Here is a 21,601-nt window from a genome sequence, read left to right as displayed (position 1 = left end):
ATAAGCTGAACTCATCACGGGAGTCCGCTCGTCAGCCGCTAAGCTTGCAACGTTAATCGATCCAAACGCGCCGAATGAGAGGATGCTATGCGCAGAGCATGGGCGTTTCGGGGCTAAGCTGAATAAATTTGGGGAGGGTGACCGTTAGATGGACTTCAAAGACTACTACAAGATTCTTGGCGTAGAGCCGACGGCGGACGACAAGGCGATCAAGACCGCGTACCGCAAAATGGCGCGCAAGTATCACCCTGATGTCAGCAAAGAAGTGGGCGCAGAAGCCAAGTTCAAAGAGGCTTCAGAGGCTTATGAAGTCCTCAAAAGCGCGGAGAAACGCGCCGAATACGATGACCTGCGCAAGTACGGCCAGCAGGGCCGTCCATTCCAGGGGCCGCCTGGGTGGCAGGGTCGTGGTGCGCCTCAAGGTGGTTTCGGGGATGAAGCCGGGGGCGATTTTTCAGACTTTTTCAGCTCGATCTTTGGTGGTCGGGCTCAGCAAGGCCGTGCGCACAGCGCCGGTCGCCGTGGACAGGATGTAGAGATGGAACTTCCGATCTTCCTTGAAGAAACCCTGTCGACCGAATCGAAACAGGTCAGCTTCAAGGTCGCGCAACACAGCGCTGACGGCCAGCGTATGCCGGACATCACCAAGACCCTGAACGTGAAAATCCCGGCCGGTGTCGCCGACGGTGAGCGTATCCGCCTAAAAGGGCAGGGCGCGCCGGGTGTGGGCGGTGCGGCCAACGGTGATCTGTACCTGATCATCCGTCTGGCACCTCATCCGTTGTTCGATGTCGAAGGTCATGACCTGATCATCACCGTACCGTTGACCCCATGGGAAGCTGCTCTGGGTGCCAAAGTCGCGGTGCCGACCCTGACTGGCAAGATCCACCTGACCATCCGGCCGGACAGCCAGAGCGGTCAGCGCTTACGCGTCAAAGGCAATGGTTTGGTCGACAAGAAGGGGCAGCGGGGTGATCTCTACGCCCAGCTTAAAGTCGTCATGCCCACGTTTTCTGACGAAGAAACCAAGGCGATTTGGCAAAGCCTGGCTGAAAAAGCCGCCTTTGATCCGCGGGTCCAATGGAGTAACTGATCATGAGCAGCACCCTGATCGTAGAGCTGGATATGAAGGAATTCTGTCAGGTAACCGAGATACCGGCTGCCTACGTGATCGAAATCGTCGAACACGGCATCCTCGAACCTCAGGGGCAAAAGCCGGATGACTGGTTGTTCGACGCCCACGCCCTGGCGGTCGCCAAGCGAGCGCTGAAATTGCAGCGTGACTTGGATCTGGAATGGCAAGGGGTGGCTGTGGCGCTGGATCTGTTGGACGAAGTCGAGCTTTTACGGGCCGAGAACCGCATGCTCAAGCAGCGCTTGGGGCGGTTTTTGCTGGAGTAGTCTGGAACTCTCGCCAACGAGGCTGTGCGGCCCGGATGTTCCTACAGTAGTTCACGTTCCCACTGTAGGAGCCAACGTGTTGGCGAAGCGCTCAATCAGGCACTCAATGCTTCGGTAAAGTCACCGTAAACGTCGTGCCATCGTCACTGTTCGACGTGACCTTGATACTGCCCTGATGGGCATTGACCACTTCCCTGACGATAAACAGCCCCAGCCCAAGGCTGGTCGATGGTTGGCCGACGACTTCGCTGGCGCTGCGTACCAGCGGGTCGAAAATCGTTGCGATCGCATCCTCCGCAATAGGCTCGCCGAAGTTGTGCATGAGCAGGGTAACGTCGTGTTCATCGGCAGTGAGGGTCAGGCTGATTTTGCGGTTGTTGGAGCCGTGCTGTAGCGCATTGCCAATCAGGTTTTGCAGCAATTGATCGATGCGCCCGCGATCCCATTCACCGTGGGTATCACCGCTGACCACAAGACTTGGATCGCAGTGCGGCTGACCGGCGCAGGCTTCTGCGATGGCCTCGCGACAGGCGCTGGCCATGTCCATGGGCTTACGCTCGACCGGCAAGCTGGCACCCAGACGGCTGCGCACGAACTCGAGTAAATCCCGAACCATCGCCCCCATGTGCCGGGTGCCACCTTTAATGCGTGCCACATAAGCCTGCGCGCTTTCATCGAGGTCGAGCTTACGCGCCAGCAGTTCTGTGGACATGCTGACCGCTTGCAAAGGCGTGCGCAGATCATGTCCCAGAATCGCCAGGAAGATATCCCGTGAGCGTGTCACTTGCTCGGCATAGGCCGCGGTGGACTCGGCCAGCGCTTCATCGATGGCTTCGTTGAAGCGAATCATGTCTTGAAAGTACGTCAGATCTGGCGACTCCAGACTGGCGACCCATAATCGAATCACGCTGGCACGCAAATGACGAAATTCAGACGTCATCTGCACTAAATCAAAGCCTACGTTATGACGCAACTCGCCATGGCTGGCGGCTGCCTGATCCAGTGTCGGGGATTTTTCCGGGCCTTCGCCTTTCGCTTTGGCCGCCTGTTCGCTTGCAGTCTGCGAGGTGGTCATGTCCCGGGCGGCCGCCAGCAGAATCGTTTTGGCGTGGTCACGTAGCTCGATTCGGTTCATCGAGTCGGCTGCAGGCTTTATGGTTTTTGCGAACTTTTCCCACTCATCGACTATACGGTCAACCTGTTGGACGATGAATTCAGAGAGGCGCATGGCCGGTTACCTTGCTGGGCAGCTATAAATGAGGTGGCGCATCTTAGCGTCTTTGTCTCGTTTCAAGCACTGCCAGGTTCCGGGCGGCCTGTTAACGCTTCAAAACAGGCCGCATCGAAACCAACGGCATCAGAATAGAAAGTACCGTTGTGCCATGGGCAACACTGCAGCGGGTTCGCACCACAACAACACGCCATCGGCCTTGACCTGATACGTCTGTGGATCGACGTCGATTTTTGGCAGGTAGTCATTGTGGATAAGATCGGTTTTTTTTACGTTGCGACAGCCCTTTACCACGCTGATTTTCTTTTTCAGGCCCAGTGATTCGGGGATCCCGGCATCAAGCGCCGCCTGGCTGATGAAGGTCAGGCTGGTGGCGTGCAGCGAGCCACCGTAACTGGCGAACATAGGTCGGTAATGCACGGGCTGCGGCGTCGGAATCGAGGCGTTGGCATCGCCCATCAGGCTGGCGGCGATGGCGCCACCTTTCAGAATCAGGCTGGGTTTTACCCCGAAGAACGCAGGACGCCACAGCACCAGATCGGCCCATTTACCCACTTCGATCGAGCCCACTTCATGGCTGATGCCGTGGGTAATCGCCGGGTTGATGGTGTATTTGGCGATGTAACGTTTGGCGCGGAAGTTGTCGTTGCCGGGGCCGTCTTCAGGCAGCGGGCCGCGCTGCTTCTTCATTTTGTCGGCGGTTTGCCAGGTGCGCATGATCACTTCGCCGACGCGGCCCATGGCCTGGCCGTCGGAGCTGATCATCGAGAACGCGCCGAGGTCGTGCAGGATGTCCTCCGCGGCGATGGTTTCGCGGCGGATGCGGCTTTCGGCGAACGCCACGTCTTCGGCAATACTCGGGTCCAGGTGATGGCAAACCATCAGCATGTCCAGGTGTTCGTCGATGGTGTTTTTGGTGAACGGACGGGTCGGGTTGGTCGAACTGGGCAATACATTCGCAAAGCCGCAGGCCTTGATGATGTCCGGGGCATGCCCGCCACCCGCGCCTTCGGTGTGATAGGTGTGAATGGTGCGGCCCTTGAATGCGGCCAACGTGGTTTCCACAAAGCCGGATTCGTTGAGCGTGTCGGTGTGGATCGCCACCTGCACATCGTATTGATCGGCCACGCTCAGGCAGTTGTCGATGGCGGCTGGCGTGGTGCCCCAGTCTTCGTGCAGCTTGAGGCCAATGGCCCCAGCCTTGACTTGCTCGATCAGGGGTTCGGGCAGGCTGACATTGCCCTTGCCGGTGAAACCGATGTTCATCGGGAAGGCATCGGCAGCTTGCAGCATGCGCGCCAGATGCCACGGCCCCGGGGTGACCGTGGTCGCATTGGTGCCCGTGGCCGGGCCGGTGCCGCCGCCAATCATGGTGGTCACGCCGCTCATCAAGGCTTCTTCGATCTGCTGCGGGCAGATGAAGTGGATATGGGTGTCGACGCCACCGGCAGTCAGGATCATGCCTTCGCCAGCAATCACTTCGGTGCTGGCGCCGACCGCGATGGTGACGTCAGGCTGGATATCCGGATTGCCGGCTTTGCCGATGGCGGCAATGCGTCCGTTCTTCAGGCCAACATCTGCTTTGACGATGCCCCAGTGGTCGATGATCAGGGCGTTGGTAATCAAGGTATCGACGACCTCGGCCGCCAGCAATTGGCCCTGGCCCATGCCGTCACGAATGACTTTGCCTCCGCCAAACTTCACTTCCTCCCCATAGGTGGTGAAATCTTTCTCGACTTCGATCCACAGCTCGGTATCGGCCAGCCGCACGCGGTCGCCAACGGTGGGGCCGAACATGTCGGCGTAGGCTTGTCTGGAAATCTTCATGGCGATCCCTTGGTTCGTTCGGTGCCTGTACCGGCCTCTTCGCGGACAAGTCCGCTCCTACAGGTGAAACGCAATCCATTGTGGGAGTGGGCTTGTCCGCGAAGGCGTCCGTTCAGATGAAAAATATCGGTCTGGCGAAATGAATCATTTCAATCCAACTCACCCATGACCCGACCGGCAAAGCCGAACACCCGGCGGTGGCCGGCCAGGTCGACCAGCTCCACATCCCGCGACTGGCCGGGCTCGAAGCGCACGGCGGTGCCAGCGGGGATGTTCAGGCGCATGCCACGGCTGGCCATCCGGTCGAAGGTCAGGGCGTCGTTGGTTTCGAAAAAGTGATAGTGCGAGCCCACCTGAATGGGCCGGTCACCGCTGTTGGCGACGTTCAGGTTGATCGTGCGACGGCCGGCATTGAGTTCGATATCGCCGGGCTGGATCTGGTATTCGCCAGGGATCATTCGGTCTTCCTCGCCAGAGTTTTGTAATAAATGGCTGTCGCTTTGTATTCACCGTCGGGGTTGCACGCGTAATCGGGCAACTTGCCGGCGCAGGTGTAGCCCAACGAGCGATAGAAGTTTTCAGCAGGCGAACCGGACTCGGTTTCCAGGTACAGCAGACCGCGCTTGTGTTGGTGCGCCGCCAACTCGACTGCCCCCATCAACTGTCCGCCCAACCCTCGCCGTTGCGCGACGCTGAGCACCAGCAGTTTTTGTACTTCGGCGCGATTCAGGCCGTTCTGTTTCTCGCACAGCGACAGTTGCACGCTGGCCAGCACCTGCTCTTCCTGAACGACTGCCCACAGCAGTAAGTTGCCTTTTTCCAGCGCTGCACGCACCCCGTCGAAATAGGTGTAGGCCTCACTGGCCGAGAGATTGGCCATGAACCCCACCGATGCGCCTTGCTTGACGGCGTCCAGCAGCAACTCGACCAGACCTTGGCGATAGTGGGCAAAGCTTTCGGCAGTGACGCGTCGTAACTGGGCGGCGTTCATGGCGGTATTACTCCTGATGGGGTGCGGGAGCCGGGGCATCCGGTGACAGGTTCAGTTGCATAAAGGTCAGGTCCAGCCAGCGACCGAACTTGGTCCCGACCTGCGCCATCTGGCCTGTGACCGCGAAACCCAGGCGCTCGTGCAGGTGCACCGAGGCGGTATTACCGCTTTCGATAGCGGCGACCATCATGTGTTTGTCGCAGGCCTTTGCACGTTCGATCAGTGCCTGCATCAGTCGCGGGCCGAGGCCGTTACCACGTTGGTCGGCGCGCACGTAAACCGAATGCTCGACGGTATGCCGGAAGCCGTCGAACGGACGCCAGTCGCCGAACGAGGAGTAACCCAGTACCTCGTCAGCCGCATCGACTACCACCAAAATAGGGTAGCCCTGAGTCTGGCGAGCGTCGAACCAGGCCTTGCGATTGGCGAGATCGACTGCTTGTTCGTTCCAGATGGCCGTGGTGTTGAGCACGGCGTCGTTGTAGATATCGCGGATGCCGGCAAGGTCGGCTTCCACTGCGTCACGAATGAGGTATGTCATTACAGGGCTCGCAGGGTCAAAAATCAGACAATCGGTTGGTGTACGGTGACCAGCTTGGTGCCGTCAGGAAAGGTCGCTTCGACCTGGATCTCCGGGATCATTTCCGGGATACCTTCCATCACCTGTTCGCGGCTGAGCAGGGTGGTGCCGACATGCATCAGCTCGGCAACGGTTCTGCCATCACGGGCGCCTTCCAGCAGTGCGGCGGAGATGTAGGCCATGGCTTCCGGGTAATTGAGCTTTACCCCTCTGGCCAAACGCCGTTCGGCAACCAGACCGGCGGTGAATATCAGCAGTTTGTCTTTTTCGCGTGGTGTCAGGTCCATTGTTTAATCCGTTTCAAATGGGTCAGGCCGCCGCGATCCTGTAGGCGCTGGCTTGCCTGCAATCGGCCGCGAAGCGGTCGTGCTTTAAAATTGCGTGAAGATCCTGCATCAGGTGCTCCATATTCTAGGTGCAACCGCTTCGCGCCCGAGCAATGCCGGGCGCAGCAGCGTCCATAACTCGATCAGCCAGGCGCGTGCGTGCAGGGCTTCGTCAGCCAGGCAGCGGGCGACCAACAGGCCGGGCAATTGGGTCAGGTTACCGCGTACCGGGTTTTGCAGGTTGCGGCAGGTTTCCAGCAACTCACTGCTGGCCTCGCCGGTCATCAGCAGCGTGGCAAAAACCGGCTTGCCATCCAGGCCGATGGGCGAATCGAGCAGGCCATCGCCGCCTATGATTCGCTGGCGTTCGTGCCACAGCCATTGGCCATCGCGGCGAATATCCAGCTGCGATTGAAAATGGCCCAGGTCGAAACGCTCGCCACTGGCCGGGCGACCCAGCGCAACCATGTCCCAGTAGCACAGCCGCGCATCGCCTTGCAGCTCAATATGCGTGGTCAACTCGGCCTGGGCGGCGCTAAAGACGATGGTTTCCTGCGGCAGCCATTCCAGCGTGGCGCCCGCTTCAACGCGCAGTTCCAGCTGCTGGTATGCCGGGCTTGCGGCGCGGTACCACTTGGCGGCGCCGGGGCTGGTCAGTTGTGCCCACGCGTTTTTACCGACGGTGGCGCAAATATCGAGTCGATCCCCGCCGGCAATCCCGCCCGGAGGGTGAACAATGATGTGCTGACAGACCTGCGGACCTTCGGCATACAGGTGTTTTTGCACCCGTAGCGGGCCTTGATGCCGACGCATGACGGGCCGTGTGCTGTCACCGAAACGCCCATAGCCCAGCTCCAGCTCGGCATGCCAACTGGGGGTGAACAGCGCGGTGTGGGCAGGAAGGTTCATTCGTCGTTATGTGTATGAGGTATGCAGGGAGACCGCACCTTAGCGGATTGGCGCATCAAATTGTAACCAGACCACGAACCCCTTGCGTTTCCATGTCCTCGCCACGGCCTTGCTGGACGATTTCGCCACGGGACATCACCAGGTATTGATCGGCCAGCTCGGCAGCAAAGTCATAGAACTGCTCCACCAACAAAATCGCCATGTCCCCACGTGCCGAGAGCTGTTTGATCACCGCGCCGATCTCTTTGATCACCGAGGGCTGGATGCCTTCAGTCGGCTCATCGAGGATCAGCAGGCGAGGGCGACTGGCCAGCGCGCGGCCAATGGCCAGTTGCTGTTGCTGACCGCCGGACAGATCGCCGCCGCGTCGTTGTTTCATTTGCAGGAGCACCGGAAACAGCTCGTAGATAAATGCCGGGACTTCCTTGGCCTCGGAGCCAGGGAAACGTGACAGGCCCATGAGCAGGTTTTCTTCTACGGTCAGACGCCCGAAAATTTCCCTGCCCTGAGGTACGTAAGCGATGCCCGCGTGCACCCGTTGATGGGGTTTAAAACCGGTGATGACCTTGCCTTCCCATTGCACCACGCCTTCCTTGGAAGGCAGCAGCCCCATCAGGACTTTGAGCAGCGTGGTCTTGCCCACGCCGTTACGGCCGAGCAAGCACGTTACTTCTCCGATTTTCACGTCGAAAGACAGGCCGCGAAGGATATGGCTACCGCCGTAATACTGGTGGAGCTTGTCGACTTGCAGCATAGGTAAGTTCTCAAGCAAATAGATGTGCAGGAATGTGCGTTATCGCCCTAAATACACTTCAATTACCCGTTCATTCGTCTGCACATCGTCCAGCGACCCTTCAGCCAGTACGCTGCCTTGATGCAGGACGGTGACGTGATCGGCTATCGAACCGACGAAGCCCATGTCGTGCTCCACCACCATCAATGAGTGCTTGCCCGCCAGGCTTTTGAACAGCTCGGCGGTGAACTCGGTTTCGGCGTCGGTCATCCCTGCGACGGGTTCGTCGAGCAACAGCAATTGCGGGTCCTGGACCAGCAGCATGCCGATCTCCAGAAACTGCTTCTGACCGTGGGACAGCAGCCCCGCCGGACGATGCATCGAAGACGTCAGGCGGATGGTTTCCAGCACTTCATGGATACGGTCGCGCTGCTCGCCGGTCAGGCGTGCACGCAAGCTGGCCCACACGGATTTGTCCGTTTTCTGCGCCAGCTCCAGGTTTTCGAACACGCTCAAGGCTTCGAACACCGTTGGTTTCTGGAATTTACGGCCGATCCCCGATTGGGCAATCTGCACTTCACTCATCTGCGTCAGGTCCAGGGTCTCGCCGAACCAGGCCTTGCCGTGGCTTGGGCGAGTCTTGCCGGTGATCACGTCCATCAGCGTGGTTTTGCCCGCGCCGTTGGGACCGATGATGCAGCGCAGCTCGCCGACGCTGATGTACAGGTTCAAATTGTTCAACGCCTTGAAGCCATCGAAGCTGACGCTGATGTCTTCCAGGGTCAGGATCGTGCCGTGTCGCGTGTTAAGGCCTTCTTCGGCACGCTGGCCGAGGCCGATGGCATCCCGGCTGGTGCCCGCGTCTGAATTCGGATCGAGGATCGGTTCGAGCATGAAGGCGGGTGTCGGTGTGGTTTTCATTGCTCGCCCCTTTTCTTCAGCAGGCCAATCACGCCTTTGGGCAGGTACAACGTCACGCCAATAAACAGCGCACCGAGAAAGAACAGCCAGTACTCGGGGAAGGCCACGGTAAACCAGCTCTTCATGCCATTGACCAGTCCGGCGCCCAGCAGCGGGCCGATCAGCGTGCCACGTCCGCCCAAGGCGACCCAAACGGCCGCTTCAATGGAGTTGGTCGGCGACATTTCGCTGGGGTTGATGATGCCGACTTGCGGCACATATAGCGCCCCGGCCAGGCCGCACAGTACTGCGCTCAGGACCCAGACGAACAGCTTGAAACCGCGCGGGTCGTAGCCGCAGAACATCAGGCGGTTTTCGGCGTCACGCAGCGCGGTCAAGACCCGGCCGAATTTGCTTTGCGCCAGACGCCAGCCGACAAACAGGCTGCCCACCAGCAGGACCACGGTGGCCAGAAACAAGGTTGCCCGGGTGCCCTGCGAACTGATGCTGAAGCCCAGAATGCTGCGGAAGTTGGTGAAGCCGTTGTTGCCGCCGAAGCCGGTTTCGTTGCGAAAGAACAGGAGCATCCCGGCGAAGGTTAGGGCCTGGGTCATGATCGAGAAATACACGCCCTTGATCCGCGAGCGGAAGGCGAAGAAACCAAAGATCAACGCCAGTAAGCCGGGGGCCAAGACCACCAGGCACATGGCCCAGAGGAAGTGATTGGTCCCGGTCCAGTACCAGGGCAGTTCGGTCCATGACAAGAAGGTCATGAATGCAGGTAACTCATCGCCTGCCGCTTCGCGCATCAGGTACATGCCCATGGCATAACCGCCGAGGGCGAAGAACAGTCCGTGTCCCAGCGACAGCAGCCCGGCGTAACCCCAGACCAGGTCCAGCGCGAGGGCAACGATGGCGTAGCACAGAATTTTGCCCACCAGCGTCAGGGTGTAAGCCGAGACATGCAGGCTGTTATCGGCTGGCAGTAACGACAACAGTGCCAGTGCGACCAGCAGCACGAGCACGACTGCGCAGAGGGCCAGGGTGATTTTCGGGCCGGCCTTTTGCGCGGCCGTCACCATAAGAGGCTGGTTCATCAGTCGATCACCCGTCCTTTGAGTGCGAAGAGCCCTTGCGGACGTTTCTGGATAAACAGAATGATCAGCGCCAGGATCAGGATCTTTCCGAGTACGGCGCCGATCTGCGGTTCGAGGATTTTGTTGGCGATGCCCAGCCCGAAGGCCGCCATCACACTACCGGCCAATTGACCGACCCCACCCAGCACCACGACCAGGAACGAGTCGATGATGTAGCTCTGGCCCAGGTCCGGGCCGACGTTGCCGATCTGACTCAAGGCCACGCCACCCAGGCCAGCGATGCCTGAACCAAGACCGAAGGCCATCATGTCGATGCGCCCGGTGGGCACGCCGCAGCAGGCGGCCATGTTGCGGTTCTGAGTGACGGCGCGCACGTTCAGACCCAGACGGGTCTTGTTCAGCAGCAGCCAGGTCAGGGCCACCACGAACAGCGCGAAGGCGATGATCACAATCCGGTTGTAGGGCAGCACCAGGTTGGGCAGTACTTGAATCCCGCCCGATAGCCAGTCGGGGTTGGCGACTTCAACGTTCTGCGCGCCGAATACCAGGCGAACCATCTGGATCAGCATCAGGCTGATACCCCAGGTGGCGAGCAGGGTTTCCAAAGGTCGGCCATACAGATGGCGAATCACCGTGCGCTCTAGCGCCATGCCGATAACCGCCGTGACGAAGAACGCCACCGGCAGCGCGACCACTGGATAGAACTCCAATGCTCCTGGCGCATAACGCTGGAACATCAGCTGCACGACATAAGTGGAATAGGCCCCGAGCATCAGCATCTCGCCGTGAGCCATGTTGATCACGCCCAGCAGGCCGAAGGTGATCGCCAGTCCCAGCGCGGCCAACAACAGAATCGAGCCCAGCGACAGACCGCTGAATGCCTGACCGAGGATCTCGCCGATCAGCAGTTTCCGTTTGACTTGCGCCAGGCTGGTTTCGGCCGCCGTGCGCACACCCGCATCGGTTTCGACGGCGGGGTCGAGCAGGGTTTCCAAGCGTGTGCGGGCCAATGGGTCGCCGGTTTCACCCAGTAAGCGGACGGCTGCCAAGCGTACGGCCGGGTCGCCATCGACCAGTTGCAGATTGGCCAGCGCCAGGCTCAAGGCGGTGTGTACGTCGGCGTTGGTTTCGCTCGCAAGCTGCCGATCCAGGAATTTCAGTTGCGCCGGTTTCGCGCTTTTTTGCAGGTGTTGCGCGGCGCCCAGACGCAGCTTGGCGTCTGCGGCGAGTAATTGGTGACTGGCGAGGGCGGTGTCGACCAGCCCGCGCAGTCGGTTATTCAGACGGAGGGTTTTGGTTTCACCGTCGACGGTAATCTGACCTTGTTGCAGGCTATTGATCAACTCGACACGTGCCGGATCGGGCTGTGCGGCCCACGCTTCAAGCAATTTGGCTTGTTGCCCGGAATCGGCCGCAACGAAGTCGCCAGCATCACTGGCATGGGCTGCAAAGGGCAGCAGCAGCGCCACAGCGAGAATGAAGCGGTAAAAGGCAGTGGGCATATTGGTGTCTCACGTTCATCCACGGACTTTGTAGGAGCGAACTTGTTCGCGAAGGCCAGACAACGCGGTCGGTCAGGCACTCCGCGCCGCATGGCCTTCGCAGACAAGTCAGCTCCTGCAAGGCGAGCTGAATCAGGAATCAAACCGACTTAGTTGCTCTTCACTGCATAGTCCGGCTTCTTGTCGTTGCCAGGGATGTACGGGCTCCACGGTTGCGCGCGGATCGGTTCCTTGGTCTGCCAGACCACGTTGAACTGACCGTCGTCCTGGATTTCGCCGATCATTACCGGTTTGTGCAGGTGATGGTTGGTCTTGTCCATGGTCAGGGTGAAGCCCGACGGTGCGGCGAAAGTCTGGCCGGCCATCGCTTCGCGGACCTTGTCGACGTCGGTCGATTTGGCTTTCTCGGCGGCTTGCGCCCACATGTGGATGCCGACGTAAGTGGCTTCCATCGGGTCGTTGGTCACCGCTTTGTCAGCGCCCGGCAGGTTTTTCTTCTTGGCGTAGGCTTTCCAGTCAGCGACAAACTTGGTGTTGACCGGGTTCTGTACGGATTCGAAGTAGTTCCAGGCCGCGAGGTTGCCCACCAACGGCTTGGTGTCGATACCGCGCAGTTCTTCTTCGCCGACCGAGAACGCAACAACCGGCACGTCGGTGGCTTTCAGGCCTTGGTTGGCCAGCTCTTTATAGAACGGCACGTTGGAGTCGCCGTTGACCGTGGAGATCACAGCGGTCTTGCCACCGGCAGAGAATTTTTTGATGTTCGACACGATGGTCTGGTAATCGCTGTGGCCGAACGGGGTGTAAACCTCTTCGATGTCTTTGTCGGCAACGCCTTTGGACTTGAGGAACGACCGCAGAATTTTGTTGGTGGTGCGTGGGTAGACGTAGTCAGTGCCCAGCAGGAAGAAGCGCTTGGCGCTGCCGCCTTCTTCGCCCATCAGGTATTCGACGGCCGGAATGGCTTGTTGGTTAGGCGCTGCACCGGTGTAGAAGACGTTAGGCGACATTTCTTCGCCTTCGTATTGCACAGGGTAGAACAGCAGCCCGTTGAGTTCTTCGAACACCGGCAATACCGATTTGCGCGAGACCGACGTCCAGCAGCCGAAGACCACCGCGACCTTGTCCTGGGTCAGCAACTGACGGCCCTTTTCAGCGAACAGCGGCCAGTTGGAGGCCGGGTCGACAACCACGGCCTCAAGCATTTTGCCATTGACGCCACCCTTGGCGTTGATTTCGTCGATGGTCATCAACGCCATGTCTTTGAGTGAGGTCTCAGAGATCGCCATGGTGCCGGACAGTGAATGCAGGATCCCGACTTTGATCGTTTCGGCTGCCTGAATAGTCCAAGTCATGCCCATTGCGGCAATCGAGGCGGACAGGGTGAAAGCTTTGATCAGACTGCGACGCTTCATAGGACCATCTCCATTCACTTGGAATTTTTAGTAGGGCGAATCAGAACACCTGAAAGCTTCTTAGCAAAGGCTATGCCCAGCTCGGGAAATGGAGCATATGCGGGGGGTATATCGGCTGAATATGGCAGGAGCGCACCAGGATGGTGCCGGGAAAAACCCTTGGTGCGCAGTTGCGGGTACAAACAGTGCGTGATCTGGAGGGGATCTGATGGCTTGATGCCAAGGGAGAGCAGCCTGCAACAAGTGTTGCCTGCCATAGCAAAGTGGGCCCTGAAACCGGGCGGGGGAGGAACTCATCAAAATCCCTCCCGCCAGGTATCAGGGCCCACACCTGCAATCTAAGCCGTAGCGACGGATTTGGCAAAGCGCGAAAGGACTATCCGATCGAATAGGCACACCCCCACTAATGAAGCCCCCACCAGTGGAAACGCCACCCCCACGCCAATCATGATGATAATCGCGGTTTTCCAGCGTGGCAGGTCATGGCGCAGCGGCGGCACACCCAGGCCACCTTGCGGACGACGCTGCCACCAGATCACCAGCCCGCTGATGGCGCTGAGCAGCACCATCAGGCAAATCAGGAAAATGATGAGCTGGTTGATCCAGCCAAAGAACTTCCCTTCATGCAGCATTACCCCCATTTCCGTGGCGCGGGAAACCGTGCTGTAGTCCTTCCAGCCCACATCGGCCAGCACCTTGCCGGTGTACTGATCAATGTGCAGGGTGGCATCGTTGCGCGGGTCGTCGGCGAACACTGAGACGGTGAACACGCCATCGGCGGTGGCGGGTTGTGTGATGCTGTAGCCCGGCTCTATGCGATGCTCGGTAGCGATGTCGACGACCTGTTGCAGCGACAGCGTGGGCGCAGCGGGTGCCGACATGCCGCCGCCGTGAGCCATGTGTTCGGCATGGTCAGCGGACCGTGGCATTGGCGTGTTTTCCAGAGCCCAAGGAACGGTCTGGCGGGTCGCGGTATTGAGCTCACCGGCCTGTTTGTCGGACTTGGGGATATCGTTCCACATCGCCGCCGGGAAGGTGTTCCAGACATCGGCGAATTGCTTGCCCCAAAAGCCGGTCCAGGTCATGCCGCTGAGCAGCATCAACAGCAGCAACAGGGAGCCCCAAAAACCGGTCACCGCATGCACGTCTCGCCACAGCACGCGCCCGCGACTCTTGAACCGCGGCCACAGCACGCCTGACCCGGACTTGCCCCTTGGCCACCACAGGTACAGGCCCGACACCACCAGCAGAATGCCCCAGCCCGCGGCCAGTTCAATCAGCCGGTCACCGACTTTGCCGATCATGAGTTCGCCATGCAGAGCACGGGCGATGGCCTGCACGTTATTCCTGGCATCCTGCTCGCCAAGAATATCCCCGCTATACGGGTCGATAAACACGTTCAGTTCGCGGCCTTCCTGCTGCATCACGAATTGCGCGCTGCCTTGGGCGTTCAACGGTGGCAGGTACTTGCTGACATGCGCCTGCGGATAATCGACTTGCACCCATTGTTGCAGTACATCGGCACTGAGTCGATGCTGGCCTGGCGTCACGTACAGCAGATCGCTGTACATCACGGTGTCCAGTTGAGGCTTGAACAGATAAATCATCCCGGTCAGGGACAGTAGAATCATGAACGGTGCGACGAACAGGCCGGCATAGAAATGCCAGCGCCATGCAAGGTTGTAGAAGGAGACGTTTGATTTATTCATGTGTAGCGCTCCCGGCGACATCATTTACAACACGGTTCAGATGGAACAAAGGAGCAGGCATGCCCGCTCCTCTGGAGGCGCAGTGGTCTAGAAGCTCATGTCGACTTTGGTCCACAGCGTGCGGCCCGGTTCGTTGATCGACTGCGGGTTGTCTGAAGGGAAGCCAAAACCGGCGTTGCCGGCCAGGTTCAGGTGCTCGGCATAAGCTTTGTCCAGGAGGTTGTCGACGCCGGCACTGACCTTCAGGTGCTTGTTGATCCGGTAGGCGCCATTCAGCGAGAACACGCCAAACCCTGAGCTGTCACCGAGGTCTTTGCCGACCACGTTGCCTTTGTTCAGGTCGACCCGGGTCTGCGCGCTGACCACTCGCCACAAAGCTCCGGCACTCCAGGCGTCGCGGCTGTAGCTGAGGCCCAGACGGGTCTCCAGTGGCGGCATTTGCGGCAGGGCCGTGCCGTCGCTACTGTTCTTGCCCCAGGCGTAGGCCAGGGTCGCATCGGTTTTCCAGTTGGAAGTCAGCTGGTACGCCGCGCCCAGTTCGCCGCCCATGATCCTGGCGTCGATGTTCTCGGCCTGAGAGGTCGTGCCCATCATGCCGGTGGTGTAGTTGAACAGAATGTAATCACGGACCTGACCGACATAACCCGACGCCCAGGCCTGCAAGTCGTCATGTTGGTATTGCACGCCGAAATCCAGTTGCGTGGTTTTTTCCGGCTTGATCGCATCGAAGGCATTGAGTGATCCGGCCGGGCCTGAGGAGGGGGAAAACAATTCCCAATAGTCCGGAAAGCGCTGCACATGGCCCAGGCCGACGTAGAGCGTGGCAGGCGCTGCGGCAAGGTCGTGCTCATAACGCACAAAGCCACTGGGCAGGGTGTCGGCGCGGGTTTCGTTGGCCGTGGGGTTCGCCTTGGCCGTCATTCCCGAACCGCTGCTTTTCCGGTAATCCTTGGCCGAGGCACGGTCCAGGCGCGCCCCTGTGATCAGTCGATTATCCTGCGCGACGTACCACGTCAGTTCGCTGAATACCCCGTAGTTGTGGAAGTCTGCATCCTTGGTCCACGGCAGCTCCTTATAGACGTCGATACCCATAGCGCTGCGCTGGCGGTGCTCGTTGGTCTGCGCATCAATGCCACTGATCAACTGCACGTCGGCCCAGCGCCACGTGGCCTTGATTCGCGCGCCCAGGGTTCGGCGATCCACGTTCGATGCCATTGGCCCGGCCATCATCCCGGTGCCAGACGGCGTGCGCAGGCTATAGTTGTCCATCACATGGTCGGCGTAGTTGTAGTAGACCTGCGCCTCAACCTTGTCCAGAACATCGCCGATATTGGACTTCTCGAAACGCAGCCCCAGGCTCTCGCGCTTGAACTGCGAACCGTCCATGCCGCGCCCAGCATAACGGGCTTCACCGTCACCTTTGCCCGCCGTCAACTCCACCAGCGTGTCCGCGTCCGGTGTCCAACCCAGCGCGACATCGCCGTTCCACTTGTCCCAGCGCGACGGCACGGTATCACCATTGCCGTCCTTGTAATCGTCGGAGTGGGACTGGTTGCCGATCACCCTCGCGTAACCCAATTCACCGCCGGCTGCGGCGTCTATCAGCTTGTCGAAACGGCCATTGGAACCGGCCAGTACGCTGGCGTTGACCCGGCTGCCCAGCTCACCGAATTTCTCGGGGTCACGTTCGAACAGCACTGTGCCCGCCGAAGCGCCTGGCCCCCAGAGCACGGTCTGCGGACCCTTGATCACGGTCAGGCGGTCAAAGGTTTCCGGGGAAATATACGACGTGGGCGCGTCCATCCGGTTTGGGCAGGCGCCCAGCATCATGCCGCCGTTGGTGAGGATGTTCAGGCGTGAGCCGAACATCCCGCGCAGCACCGGATCGCCATTGGTCCCGCCCGCACGAATGGCGGTAAAACCGGGAATGGTTTTCAGGTAATCCGCTCCGTCGCTGGCCGGAACCGGCTGCCGCGGATCTTTGGGGTTGGTCACTATCGTCAGCGGCGAGCTGGGGGCGATGGCCGTGATCACCGTCGGGCTGATCTCGGTGGCGTCTTGCTGAGGTTCATCAAGGGTCGGCAGTGCAAACGCCAGAGGTGTGAGCATGCAACCGCACAGTACGGCGACTGCGTGCTTCATGCGCAGTTGAGGTTCGTTCAGGGTAAAGCGGGGAGCCACTCGCATCGTGCACAGGCGAGTCTTGGCAGTGGAGCTGGACATAAGCGTTCCATCATCAATCAGTCGGGATCGTCACACCCTGCAACCGCTTCAGGCGGTGCATGCAGGTGTGAACAATAAGGGTGTCAGAGCAGGACTGAAGAGGGTGGCGCGCGGGTGCGGGCGTTGGGGAAGGTGGTCTGCCGCGCATAACCCTGGCGGGCTGCAGCGGTAAAGAAGCCTGTCGGTTTTGGCGGGGTAGCGGCGATAAAGGCCAGAGCTTGCGGCAGTGCCGGGCAACTGAACAGCAGTGTGCAATAACCGCACTTGGCCCATATGACGTGATCGGTCGCGACCGAGGGTGTGGCCTGTTCTGCGCTGTGGCAGGCGGGGGTGTCTGCCGTCATGTCCATGGACGCGGACATCGGCATCGACATACCGGCGTGCGGATCCATCGGCATCGCTTGGGAGATCAGCGGGCCGATAAAGATCATCAACATGGCGAACAGGCTCAGCCATGCGCCTCGCGTCCCGTTGGGGCGAGGCTGCACGGAGGACCTGGAGCCTGGTGAGCGCCTGTGGTTCAACGCAGGTCAGTCAGTTACTGCATGTGCATATTCATGGGCATGGAGTCGGTATTCTCGTCCGGTGCGTGCTTTTGCACCGCAACCTCGACCGTTACGTCACCGGCTTTTTCGAAATGCAGCGTCAGCGGGAAACGTTGGCCGTCGACGAGCGTCGACTTATCTTTAAGCCCGAGCAGCATGACGTGATAGCCCATGGGCGCAAACGCCACCTCGCCACCAGCGGGGATGTCGACGCTCTGAACCTGCTGCATCTTCATCAAACCGTTCTGATGCTGGTGTTCATGCAGCTCGGCTTTGCCGGCCACGGGCGTGTCGACACTGAGCAAGCGATCGGGGGTTTTACCGTTGTTGTGCACGACGAAATACGCGGCCACGGTGGGTGCGTTGGGCGGTAATTCCATGGACCACGGATGAGCGATGTGCAATTCGCCGACGGCGTATTCGTGGGCATTGGCAAAGCAGGCAGGCAGCAACAGTGCGGCCACAACAAGGATTTTCTTGATCATGGTAATTCTCCAGCGGGATCGATTCCGATGCACCCAGCCTCATGAGGCTATGGCGCTGATTCAACGGCTCGGATCAGACCAGCGGAGAAGCACGCGGATTGAGGCTTGGCCATTGCTGGCGTGGGGACAGCGGGGCTGGGGACTGAATCGAAAGGGTTTGCCGTGTTTCAGTCTGAGTGGCGTACCACGTGGCAAAACTGCCAGGGATCGCCACCAGCGGCGCGGACCCACTGCAGCACCAGCAATGCTGCATGGTCGAGTGATCATCGTTGTGCGGCGCGCTGTGATCGGCCTTGCCCAACGAAATCGCCACCAGCTTAGTGCCGCTGGCCGTACAGAAACTGCCCCACAACACTTGCTCGCTGGCCGTCTTTGGCGCCGCCCCGGAAAGCGGCATGGCAAGCATGTTGAACAGCACTGCAAAGCAGGCAATCCAGGCAAATGCCATCCGACGTTGGGACATGGGAGGTGCTTTCCGTGTCAGTAAGCGATCAATGGCGCTATTTAGCCTGAATGGCCGGGATAAGTAAAAGAAGCGAGTGTGGTGTGATGCCGCAGTGACTGACATCGATCCTGCGACCCCTTCGCGGTCGATCGCAGGCAATAGAACCTTGGCGCCTCTCAAACTGTAGGCGCTGCCGAAGGCTGCGATAAGGTCGGAACGACCTTCAAATACGTTCTAGCCTTTACAAAAAATGGTGCTCATCCAACGCTGACAGCAATTGGCTGACATCTAAAAACTCCCGATCCACCCCCGGCAACTCCGGCCTGCGCAGTATCAACACCGGCACCCCTCGCTCCCGCGCCACCTCCAGCTTCGGCTCTGTGGCGCTGCTGCCGCTGTTTTTGCTGATCAGGACGTCGATATGCCGACGTTCGAACAAGGCGCGTTCGTCGTCCAGCACAAAGGGCCCGCGGGCGCCGATCACTTCGCAGCGTTCGTTGCCTGGGTAGTCGTCCAGGGCGCGCAAGGTCCAGAACTGGTGGCCGGGGATTTCGTGCAGGTGCTGCAAGGGTTCGCGACCGAGGGTGAATAGCGGCCGCGTGAAGGGTTCGAGAGCGGCGATCAGTTCGGCCCAGTCGCCGACTTCGCGCCAGTCATCGTCAGGTTGTGCCGCCCAGGCCGGGCGTCGCAATGCCCAGCAGGGGACACCGCTGAGGTGCGCGGCGGTCACGGCATTTTGGCTGATTTGCGCCGCGTAGGGATGCGTCGCGTCCAGCAGCAAATCGATGCGTTCAGCGCGAATGAACTGCGCCAGACCATCAGCCCCGCCGTAGCCACCGACCCGCACCCTGCACGCCAGATCAGTCGGCACCCGACCCACGCCCGCCAGGCTGTAGATATGCTGCGGCCCCAGTCGACGCGCGATGGCAAGGGCCTCGGTGACGCCGCCGAGCAATAGCAGACGCTTCATTCGCAGCCTCCTGCCTGACCGACGATCCCGCCTTGGCGGTCGATGGCAAACACTTCCACGTGAACCTGTGCCGGCACCACACTGCGGGCAAACGCTCGGGCATGACGGCATACCTCATCGCCCAGGGCGATACCGGCCGCGCTGGCCATCGCCAACGCTTGCTGGCTGGTGTTGGCCTCGCGGATGGCCTGTTGCAGCGTCGCATCGGCACCGAGGGTCGCGGCCCACTTGGCCAGTTGTGGCAGGTCGATGCTGGAATGACGGCTGTGCAGGTCCATGTGGCCGGCCGCCAGCTTACTGATTTTGCCGAAGCCGCCGCAAATGCTCAATTTATCCACAGGCACCTTGCGCAGATGCTTGAGCACCGCGCCGACAAAGTCGCCCATCTCGATCAAGGCGATTTCCGGCAGGTTGTAGACCCGGCGCATGGTGTCTTCGCTGGCGTTGCCGGTGCAGGCGGCGATGTGCAGATAACCATTGGTTTTGGCGACGTCGATGCCTTGATGGATGGATGCGATATACGCCGCGCAGGAAAACGGTCGGACAATGCCGCTGGTGCCGAGGATCGACAGGCCACCGAGAATGCCCAAGCGCGGGTTCATGGTTTTCAACGCCAGTGCTTCGCCGCCTTCGACACACAGGGTGACTTCGAAACCACCGGTGTACCCGGTCTTATCAGCCAGCTGCAGCAAATGTTCGCTGATCATCTTGCGCGGCACCGGATTGATCGCGGGCTCACCCACATTCAACACCAGGCCGGGCCGGGTAACGGTGCCCACACCGGGGCCCGCGACGAATTGCACGCCGGTTTCGGTCGTCAGTCGCACCCGTGAAAATACCAGCGCGCCATGGGTGACATCCGGGTCGTCGCCGGCATCCTTGATCGTGCCCGCTTCAGCGCCATCGGCAAACGGTCGGCAGAACTCCAGGCGCATCTGCACCTGCCTGCCTTTGGGCAAGACGATTTCCACTGCGTCGCTCACCTCGCCGTCGAGTAATAAACGGGCCGCCGCCAGGCAGGTGGCTGTCGCGCAACTACCGGTGGTGTAGCCACTGCGCAAGGGAGCGGGCTGTTCGGCGGTTTCGGCGCGCATCAGGGTTTGATCGCTTCAAGCAGGGTGATGGGCAGGGCCTGGCGCCAGGTATCGAATTCGCCCAGTGGCTTGGCGTGGGCGATATGGATGCGGGTCAGTTCACCGCCGTGCTGTTCACGCCAGTTGATCAGCGCGGTCTCGCTTTGCAGGGTCACGGCGTTGGCCACCAGTCGTCCGCCAGAGCGCAGCTGTTGCCAGCAGGTGTCGAGTACGCCGGGACGCGTGACGCCGCCGCCAATGAAAATCGCATCGGGCGCTTCCAGACCTTGCAGCGCCTGAGGTGCCCGACCGCGAATCAATTGCAGGCCCGGCACGCCCAACGCGTCGCGGTTGTGCTCGATCAGTAACTGGCGACCCTCGTCGGCTTCGACCGCCAGAGCACGGCAGCTTGGGTGCGCGCGCATCCATTCGATGCCTATGGAGCCGCAACCCGCGCCCACGTCCCACAGCAGTTCACCGGGTGCCGGGGCCAGGCGGGCGAGGGTGATGGCGCGTACATCGCGTTTGGTCAGTTGACCGTCATGTTCAAAGGCACTGTCCGCCAGCCCGGCCAGCAGGGACAGGCGTGACGCACCGGGTTCAGCACGGCATTCGATGGCGACCAGATTCAGCGCCGCAATCGGCAGGTCTACCCACTCACTGGCGATGCCTTCGACCCGGCGTTCAGCGTCTCCGCCCAAATGCTCCAGCACGGTCATCCGGCTCGGGCCGAAGCCACGGGCGCGCAACAGCTCGGCGATGGCGGCGGGGGTGCTGCCGTCGTTGCTCAGCACCAACAGGCGCAAACCGTTATGCAACGGCGCGTTCAACGCCGCCAGCGGTCGGGCGACCACCGACAAGGTGACCACATCCTGCAATGGCCAACCCAAGCACGCAGCGGCCAACGAATAAGACGAGGGCGCAGGTAGCACGCGCATTTCATCGACACTGACCTGTCGTGCCAGGCTGGCGCCCACGCCAAACAACATGGGGTCGCCACTGGCCAGCACGCAAATCGGCGTGCCGCGCTGCTCAAGCACCGGACTCAGGGAAAACGGGCTGGGCCACGGGCTGCGCTCGGCACGAATGCAGGCGGGCAGCAGATCAAGCTGGCGCTGCCCCCCAAACACCTGCCCAGCTTGCAGCAGTGCACGGCGAGCCGTCTTGCCCAAGCCTTTGAAGCCGTCCTCACCGATTCCCACTACTGTCAGCCACGGCGACATGTACATTCCTCAGCCC

22 protein-coding genes are annotated in these 21,601 nt (G+C 60.3%); 2 read left to right on the top strand and 20 right to left on the bottom strand.

From position 1 onward, the window contains the following. The first annotated feature begins 148 nt into the window (after nucleotides 1-148). The gene (cbpA, locus tag ACVBEG_RS21585; protein WP_322277991.1) at nucleotides 149-1,093 is read left to right on the top strand and encodes a curved DNA-binding protein; all 945 of its coding nucleotides are present in this window, start codon (nucleotides 149-151) and stop codon (nucleotides 1,091-1,093) included. Between the two features lie 2 nt (nucleotides 1,094-1,095). Further along, complete coding sequence (locus ACVBEG_RS21580; protein ID WP_322177614.1) at nucleotides 1,096-1,401, top strand: chaperone modulator CbpM; 306 nt, start codon at nucleotides 1,096-1,098, stop codon at nucleotides 1,399-1,401. Between the two features lie 103 nt (nucleotides 1,402-1,504). Here ACVBEG_RS21580 and ACVBEG_RS21575 read toward each other — a convergent pair whose 3' ends face one another. The 20 genes from ACVBEG_RS21575 to cbiE all read right to left on the bottom strand — a co-directional run bounded on the left by ACVBEG_RS21575 (nucleotide 1,505) and on the right by cbiE (nucleotide 21,585). After that, the gene (locus ACVBEG_RS21575; RefSeq protein WP_330200597.1) at nucleotides 1,505-2,629 is read right to left on the bottom strand and encodes a sensor histidine kinase; all 1,125 of its coding nucleotides are present in this window, start codon (nucleotides 2,627-2,629) and stop codon (nucleotides 1,505-1,507) included. Between the two features lie 129 nt (nucleotides 2,630-2,758). After that, on the bottom strand, nucleotides 2,759-4,459 hold the full coding sequence (gene ureC, locus ACVBEG_RS21570; RefSeq protein ID WP_447108298.1) for an urease subunit alpha: 1,701 nt from the start codon (nucleotides 4,457-4,459) through the stop codon (nucleotides 2,759-2,761). A 149-nt stretch (nucleotides 4,460-4,608) separates the two neighbouring features. Continuing rightward, complete coding sequence (locus tag ACVBEG_RS21565; RefSeq protein WP_322177617.1) at nucleotides 4,609-4,917, bottom strand: urease subunit beta; 309 nt, start codon at nucleotides 4,915-4,917, stop codon at nucleotides 4,609-4,611. Beyond that, complete coding sequence (locus ACVBEG_RS21560) at nucleotides 4,914-5,450, bottom strand: GNAT family N-acetyltransferase (RefSeq protein ID WP_322177618.1); 537 nt, start codon at nucleotides 5,448-5,450, stop codon at nucleotides 4,914-4,916. The genes ACVBEG_RS21565 and ACVBEG_RS21560 overlap by 4 nt, the downstream gene beginning before the upstream one ends. Nucleotides 5,451-5,457: 7 nt before the next feature. Beyond that, nucleotides 5,458-5,991 carry a GNAT family N-acetyltransferase gene (locus ACVBEG_RS21555; protein WP_322177619.1) on the bottom strand — a complete coding sequence of 178 codons (534 nt, stop codon included), beginning with the start codon at nucleotides 5,989-5,991 and terminating at the stop codon, nucleotides 5,458-5,460. Between the two features lie 23 nt (nucleotides 5,992-6,014). Beyond that, nucleotides 6,015-6,317: an urease subunit gamma gene (gene ureA, locus ACVBEG_RS21550; protein ID WP_322177620.1), complete on the bottom strand. Its 303-nt coding sequence runs from the start codon at nucleotides 6,315-6,317 to the stop codon at nucleotides 6,015-6,017. Nucleotides 6,318-6,425: 108 nt separating this feature from the next. Then, complete coding sequence (locus ACVBEG_RS21545) at nucleotides 6,426-7,265, bottom strand: urease accessory protein UreD (RefSeq protein WP_322177621.1); 840 nt, start codon at nucleotides 7,263-7,265, stop codon at nucleotides 6,426-6,428. A 55-nt stretch (nucleotides 7,266-7,320) separates the two neighbouring features. Further along, a complete protein-coding gene (gene urtE / locus ACVBEG_RS21540) occupies nucleotides 7,321-8,019 on the bottom strand; it encodes an urea ABC transporter ATP-binding subunit UrtE (RefSeq protein ID WP_322177622.1) in 699 nt (232 codons plus the stop codon). A gap of 39 nt (nucleotides 8,020-8,058) precedes the next feature. Then, nucleotides 8,059-8,919 carry an urea ABC transporter ATP-binding protein UrtD gene (gene urtD / locus ACVBEG_RS21535; protein WP_322177623.1) on the bottom strand — a complete coding sequence of 287 codons (861 nt, stop codon included), beginning with the start codon at nucleotides 8,917-8,919 and terminating at the stop codon, nucleotides 8,059-8,061. After that, complete coding sequence (gene urtC / locus ACVBEG_RS21530) at nucleotides 8,916-9,995, bottom strand: urea ABC transporter permease subunit UrtC (protein WP_447108297.1); 1,080 nt, start codon at nucleotides 9,993-9,995, stop codon at nucleotides 8,916-8,918. Before urtC ends, urtD begins: the two co-directional genes overlap by 4 nt. Then, a complete protein-coding gene (gene urtB / locus ACVBEG_RS21525; protein ID WP_322177625.1) occupies nucleotides 9,995-11,497 on the bottom strand; it encodes an urea ABC transporter permease subunit UrtB in 1,503 nt (500 codons plus the stop codon). The genes urtC and urtB overlap by 1 nt, the downstream gene beginning before the upstream one ends. A 149-nt stretch (nucleotides 11,498-11,646) precedes the next feature. After that, nucleotides 11,647-12,912, bottom strand: a complete 1,266-nt coding sequence (urtA, locus tag ACVBEG_RS21520) for an urea ABC transporter substrate-binding protein (protein WP_322177626.1) — start codon at nucleotides 12,910-12,912, stop codon at nucleotides 11,647-11,649. Between the two features lie 338 nt (nucleotides 12,913-13,250). Next, nucleotides 13,251-14,621 carry a PepSY-associated TM helix domain-containing protein gene (locus ACVBEG_RS21515; RefSeq protein ID WP_447108296.1) on the bottom strand — a complete coding sequence of 457 codons (1,371 nt, stop codon included), beginning with the start codon at nucleotides 14,619-14,621 and terminating at the stop codon, nucleotides 13,251-13,253. Between the two features lie 87 nt (nucleotides 14,622-14,708). Further along, nucleotides 14,709-16,844: a TonB-dependent copper receptor gene (locus ACVBEG_RS21510; RefSeq protein ID WP_447108295.1), complete on the bottom strand. Its 2,136-nt coding sequence runs from the start codon at nucleotides 16,842-16,844 to the stop codon at nucleotides 14,709-14,711. Between the two features lie 83 nt (nucleotides 16,845-16,927). Continuing rightward, nucleotides 16,928-17,332: a DUF2946 domain-containing protein gene (locus ACVBEG_RS21505; RefSeq protein WP_330200602.1), complete on the bottom strand. Its 405-nt coding sequence runs from the start codon at nucleotides 17,330-17,332 to the stop codon at nucleotides 16,928-16,930. A 50-nt stretch (nucleotides 17,333-17,382) separates the two neighbouring features. Beyond that, a complete protein-coding gene (locus tag ACVBEG_RS21500) occupies nucleotides 17,383-17,874 on the bottom strand; it encodes a copper chaperone PCu(A)C (protein WP_322278011.1) in 492 nt (163 codons plus the stop codon). 73 nt (nucleotides 17,875-17,947) lie between these two features. Further along, nucleotides 17,948-18,337: a DUF2946 domain-containing protein gene (locus tag ACVBEG_RS21495; protein WP_447108294.1), complete on the bottom strand. Its 390-nt coding sequence runs from the start codon at nucleotides 18,335-18,337 to the stop codon at nucleotides 17,948-17,950. Between the two features lie 223 nt (nucleotides 18,338-18,560). Then, nucleotides 18,561-19,289 (bottom strand): cobalt-precorrin-6A reductase, encoded by a 729-nt coding sequence (locus ACVBEG_RS21490; protein ID WP_322177631.1) that lies wholly within the window; start codon nucleotides 19,287-19,289, stop codon nucleotides 18,561-18,563. Then, the gene (locus tag ACVBEG_RS21485) at nucleotides 19,286-20,383 is read right to left on the bottom strand and encodes a cobalt-precorrin-5B (C(1))-methyltransferase (RefSeq protein WP_322177632.1); all 1,098 of its coding nucleotides are present in this window, start codon (nucleotides 20,381-20,383) and stop codon (nucleotides 19,286-19,288) included. The genes ACVBEG_RS21490 and ACVBEG_RS21485 overlap by 4 nt, the downstream gene beginning before the upstream one ends. Next, complete coding sequence (gene cbiE / locus ACVBEG_RS21480) at nucleotides 20,383-21,585, bottom strand: precorrin-6y C5,15-methyltransferase (decarboxylating) subunit CbiE (RefSeq protein WP_447108293.1); 1,203 nt, start codon at nucleotides 21,583-21,585, stop codon at nucleotides 20,383-20,385. The genes ACVBEG_RS21485 and cbiE overlap by 1 nt, the downstream gene beginning before the upstream one ends. Nucleotides 21,586-21,601: the final 16 nt, after the last annotated feature.

This window comes from Pseudomonas sp. GG8 (genome assembly GCF_052976945.1).
The sequence above is the reverse complement of the archived record's forward strand: the minus strand, read 5'-3'. Positions and strand labels throughout refer to the sequence as shown.

Bases quoted from the DNA above. Each gene is read 5' to 3' on its own strand.
- cbpA (WP_322277991.1), top strand. From the start codon at position 149: ATGGACTTCAAAGACTACTACAAGATTCTTGGCGTAGAGCCGACGGCG.
- ACVBEG_RS21580 (WP_322177614.1), top strand. From the start codon at position 1,096: ATGAGCAGCACCCTGATCGTAGAGCTGGATATGAAGGAATTCTGTCAG.
- ACVBEG_RS21575 (WP_330200597.1), bottom strand. From the start codon at position 2,629: ATGCGCCTCTCTGAATTCATCGTCCAACAGGTTGACCGTATAGTCGAT.
- ureC (WP_447108298.1), bottom strand. From the start codon at position 4,459: ATGAAGATTTCCAGACAAGCCTACGCCGACATGTTCGGCCCCACCGTT.
- ACVBEG_RS21565 (WP_322177617.1), bottom strand. From the start codon at position 4,917: ATGATCCCTGGCGAATACCAGATCCAGCCCGGCGATATCGAACTCAAT.
- ACVBEG_RS21560 (WP_322177618.1), bottom strand. From the start codon at position 5,450: ATGAACGCCGCCCAGTTACGACGCGTCACTGCCGAAAGCTTTGCCCAC.
- ACVBEG_RS21555 (WP_322177619.1), bottom strand. From the start codon at position 5,991: ATGACATACCTCATTCGTGACGCAGTGGAAGCCGACCTTGCCGGCATC.
- ureA (WP_322177620.1), bottom strand. From the start codon at position 6,317: ATGGACCTGACACCACGCGAAAAAGACAAACTGCTGATATTCACCGCC.
- ACVBEG_RS21545 (WP_322177621.1), bottom strand. From the start codon at position 7,265: ATGAACCTTCCTGCCCACACCGCGCTGTTCACCCCCAGTTGGCATGCC.
- urtE (WP_322177622.1), bottom strand. From the start codon at position 8,019: ATGCTGCAAGTCGACAAGCTCCACCAGTATTACGGCGGTAGCCATATC.
- urtD (WP_322177623.1), bottom strand. From the start codon at position 8,919: ATGAAAACCACACCGACACCCGCCTTCATGCTCGAACCGATCCTCGAT.
- urtC (WP_447108297.1), bottom strand. From the start codon at position 9,995: ATGAACCAGCCTCTTATGGTGACGGCCGCGCAAAAGGCCGGCCCGAAA.
- urtB (WP_322177625.1), bottom strand. From the start codon at position 11,497: ATGCCCACTGCCTTTTACCGCTTCATTCTCGCTGTGGCGCTGCTGCTG.
- urtA (WP_322177626.1), bottom strand. From the start codon at position 12,912: ATGAAGCGTCGCAGTCTGATCAAAGCTTTCACCCTGTCCGCCTCGATT.
- ACVBEG_RS21515 (WP_447108296.1), bottom strand. From the start codon at position 14,621: ATGAATAAATCAAACGTCTCCTTCTACAACCTTGCATGGCGCTGGCAT.
- ACVBEG_RS21510 (WP_447108295.1), bottom strand. From the start codon at position 16,844: ATGTCCAGCTCCACTGCCAAGACTCGCCTGTGCACGATGCGAGTGGCT.
- ACVBEG_RS21500 (WP_322278011.1), bottom strand. From the start codon at position 17,874: ATGATCAAGAAAATCCTTGTTGTGGCCGCACTGTTGCTGCCTGCCTGC.
- ACVBEG_RS21495 (WP_447108294.1), bottom strand. From the start codon at position 18,337: ATGTCCCAACGTCGGATGGCATTTGCCTGGATTGCCTGCTTTGCAGTG.
- ACVBEG_RS21490 (WP_322177631.1), bottom strand. From the start codon at position 19,289: ATGAAGCGTCTGCTATTGCTCGGCGGCGTCACCGAGGCCCTTGCCATC.
- ACVBEG_RS21485 (WP_322177632.1), bottom strand. From the start codon at position 20,383: ATGCGCGCCGAAACCGCCGAACAGCCCGCTCCCTTGCGCAGTGGCTAC.
- cbiE (WP_447108293.1), bottom strand. From the start codon at position 21,585: ATGTCGCCGTGGCTGACAGTAGTGGGAATCGGTGAGGACGGCTTCAAA.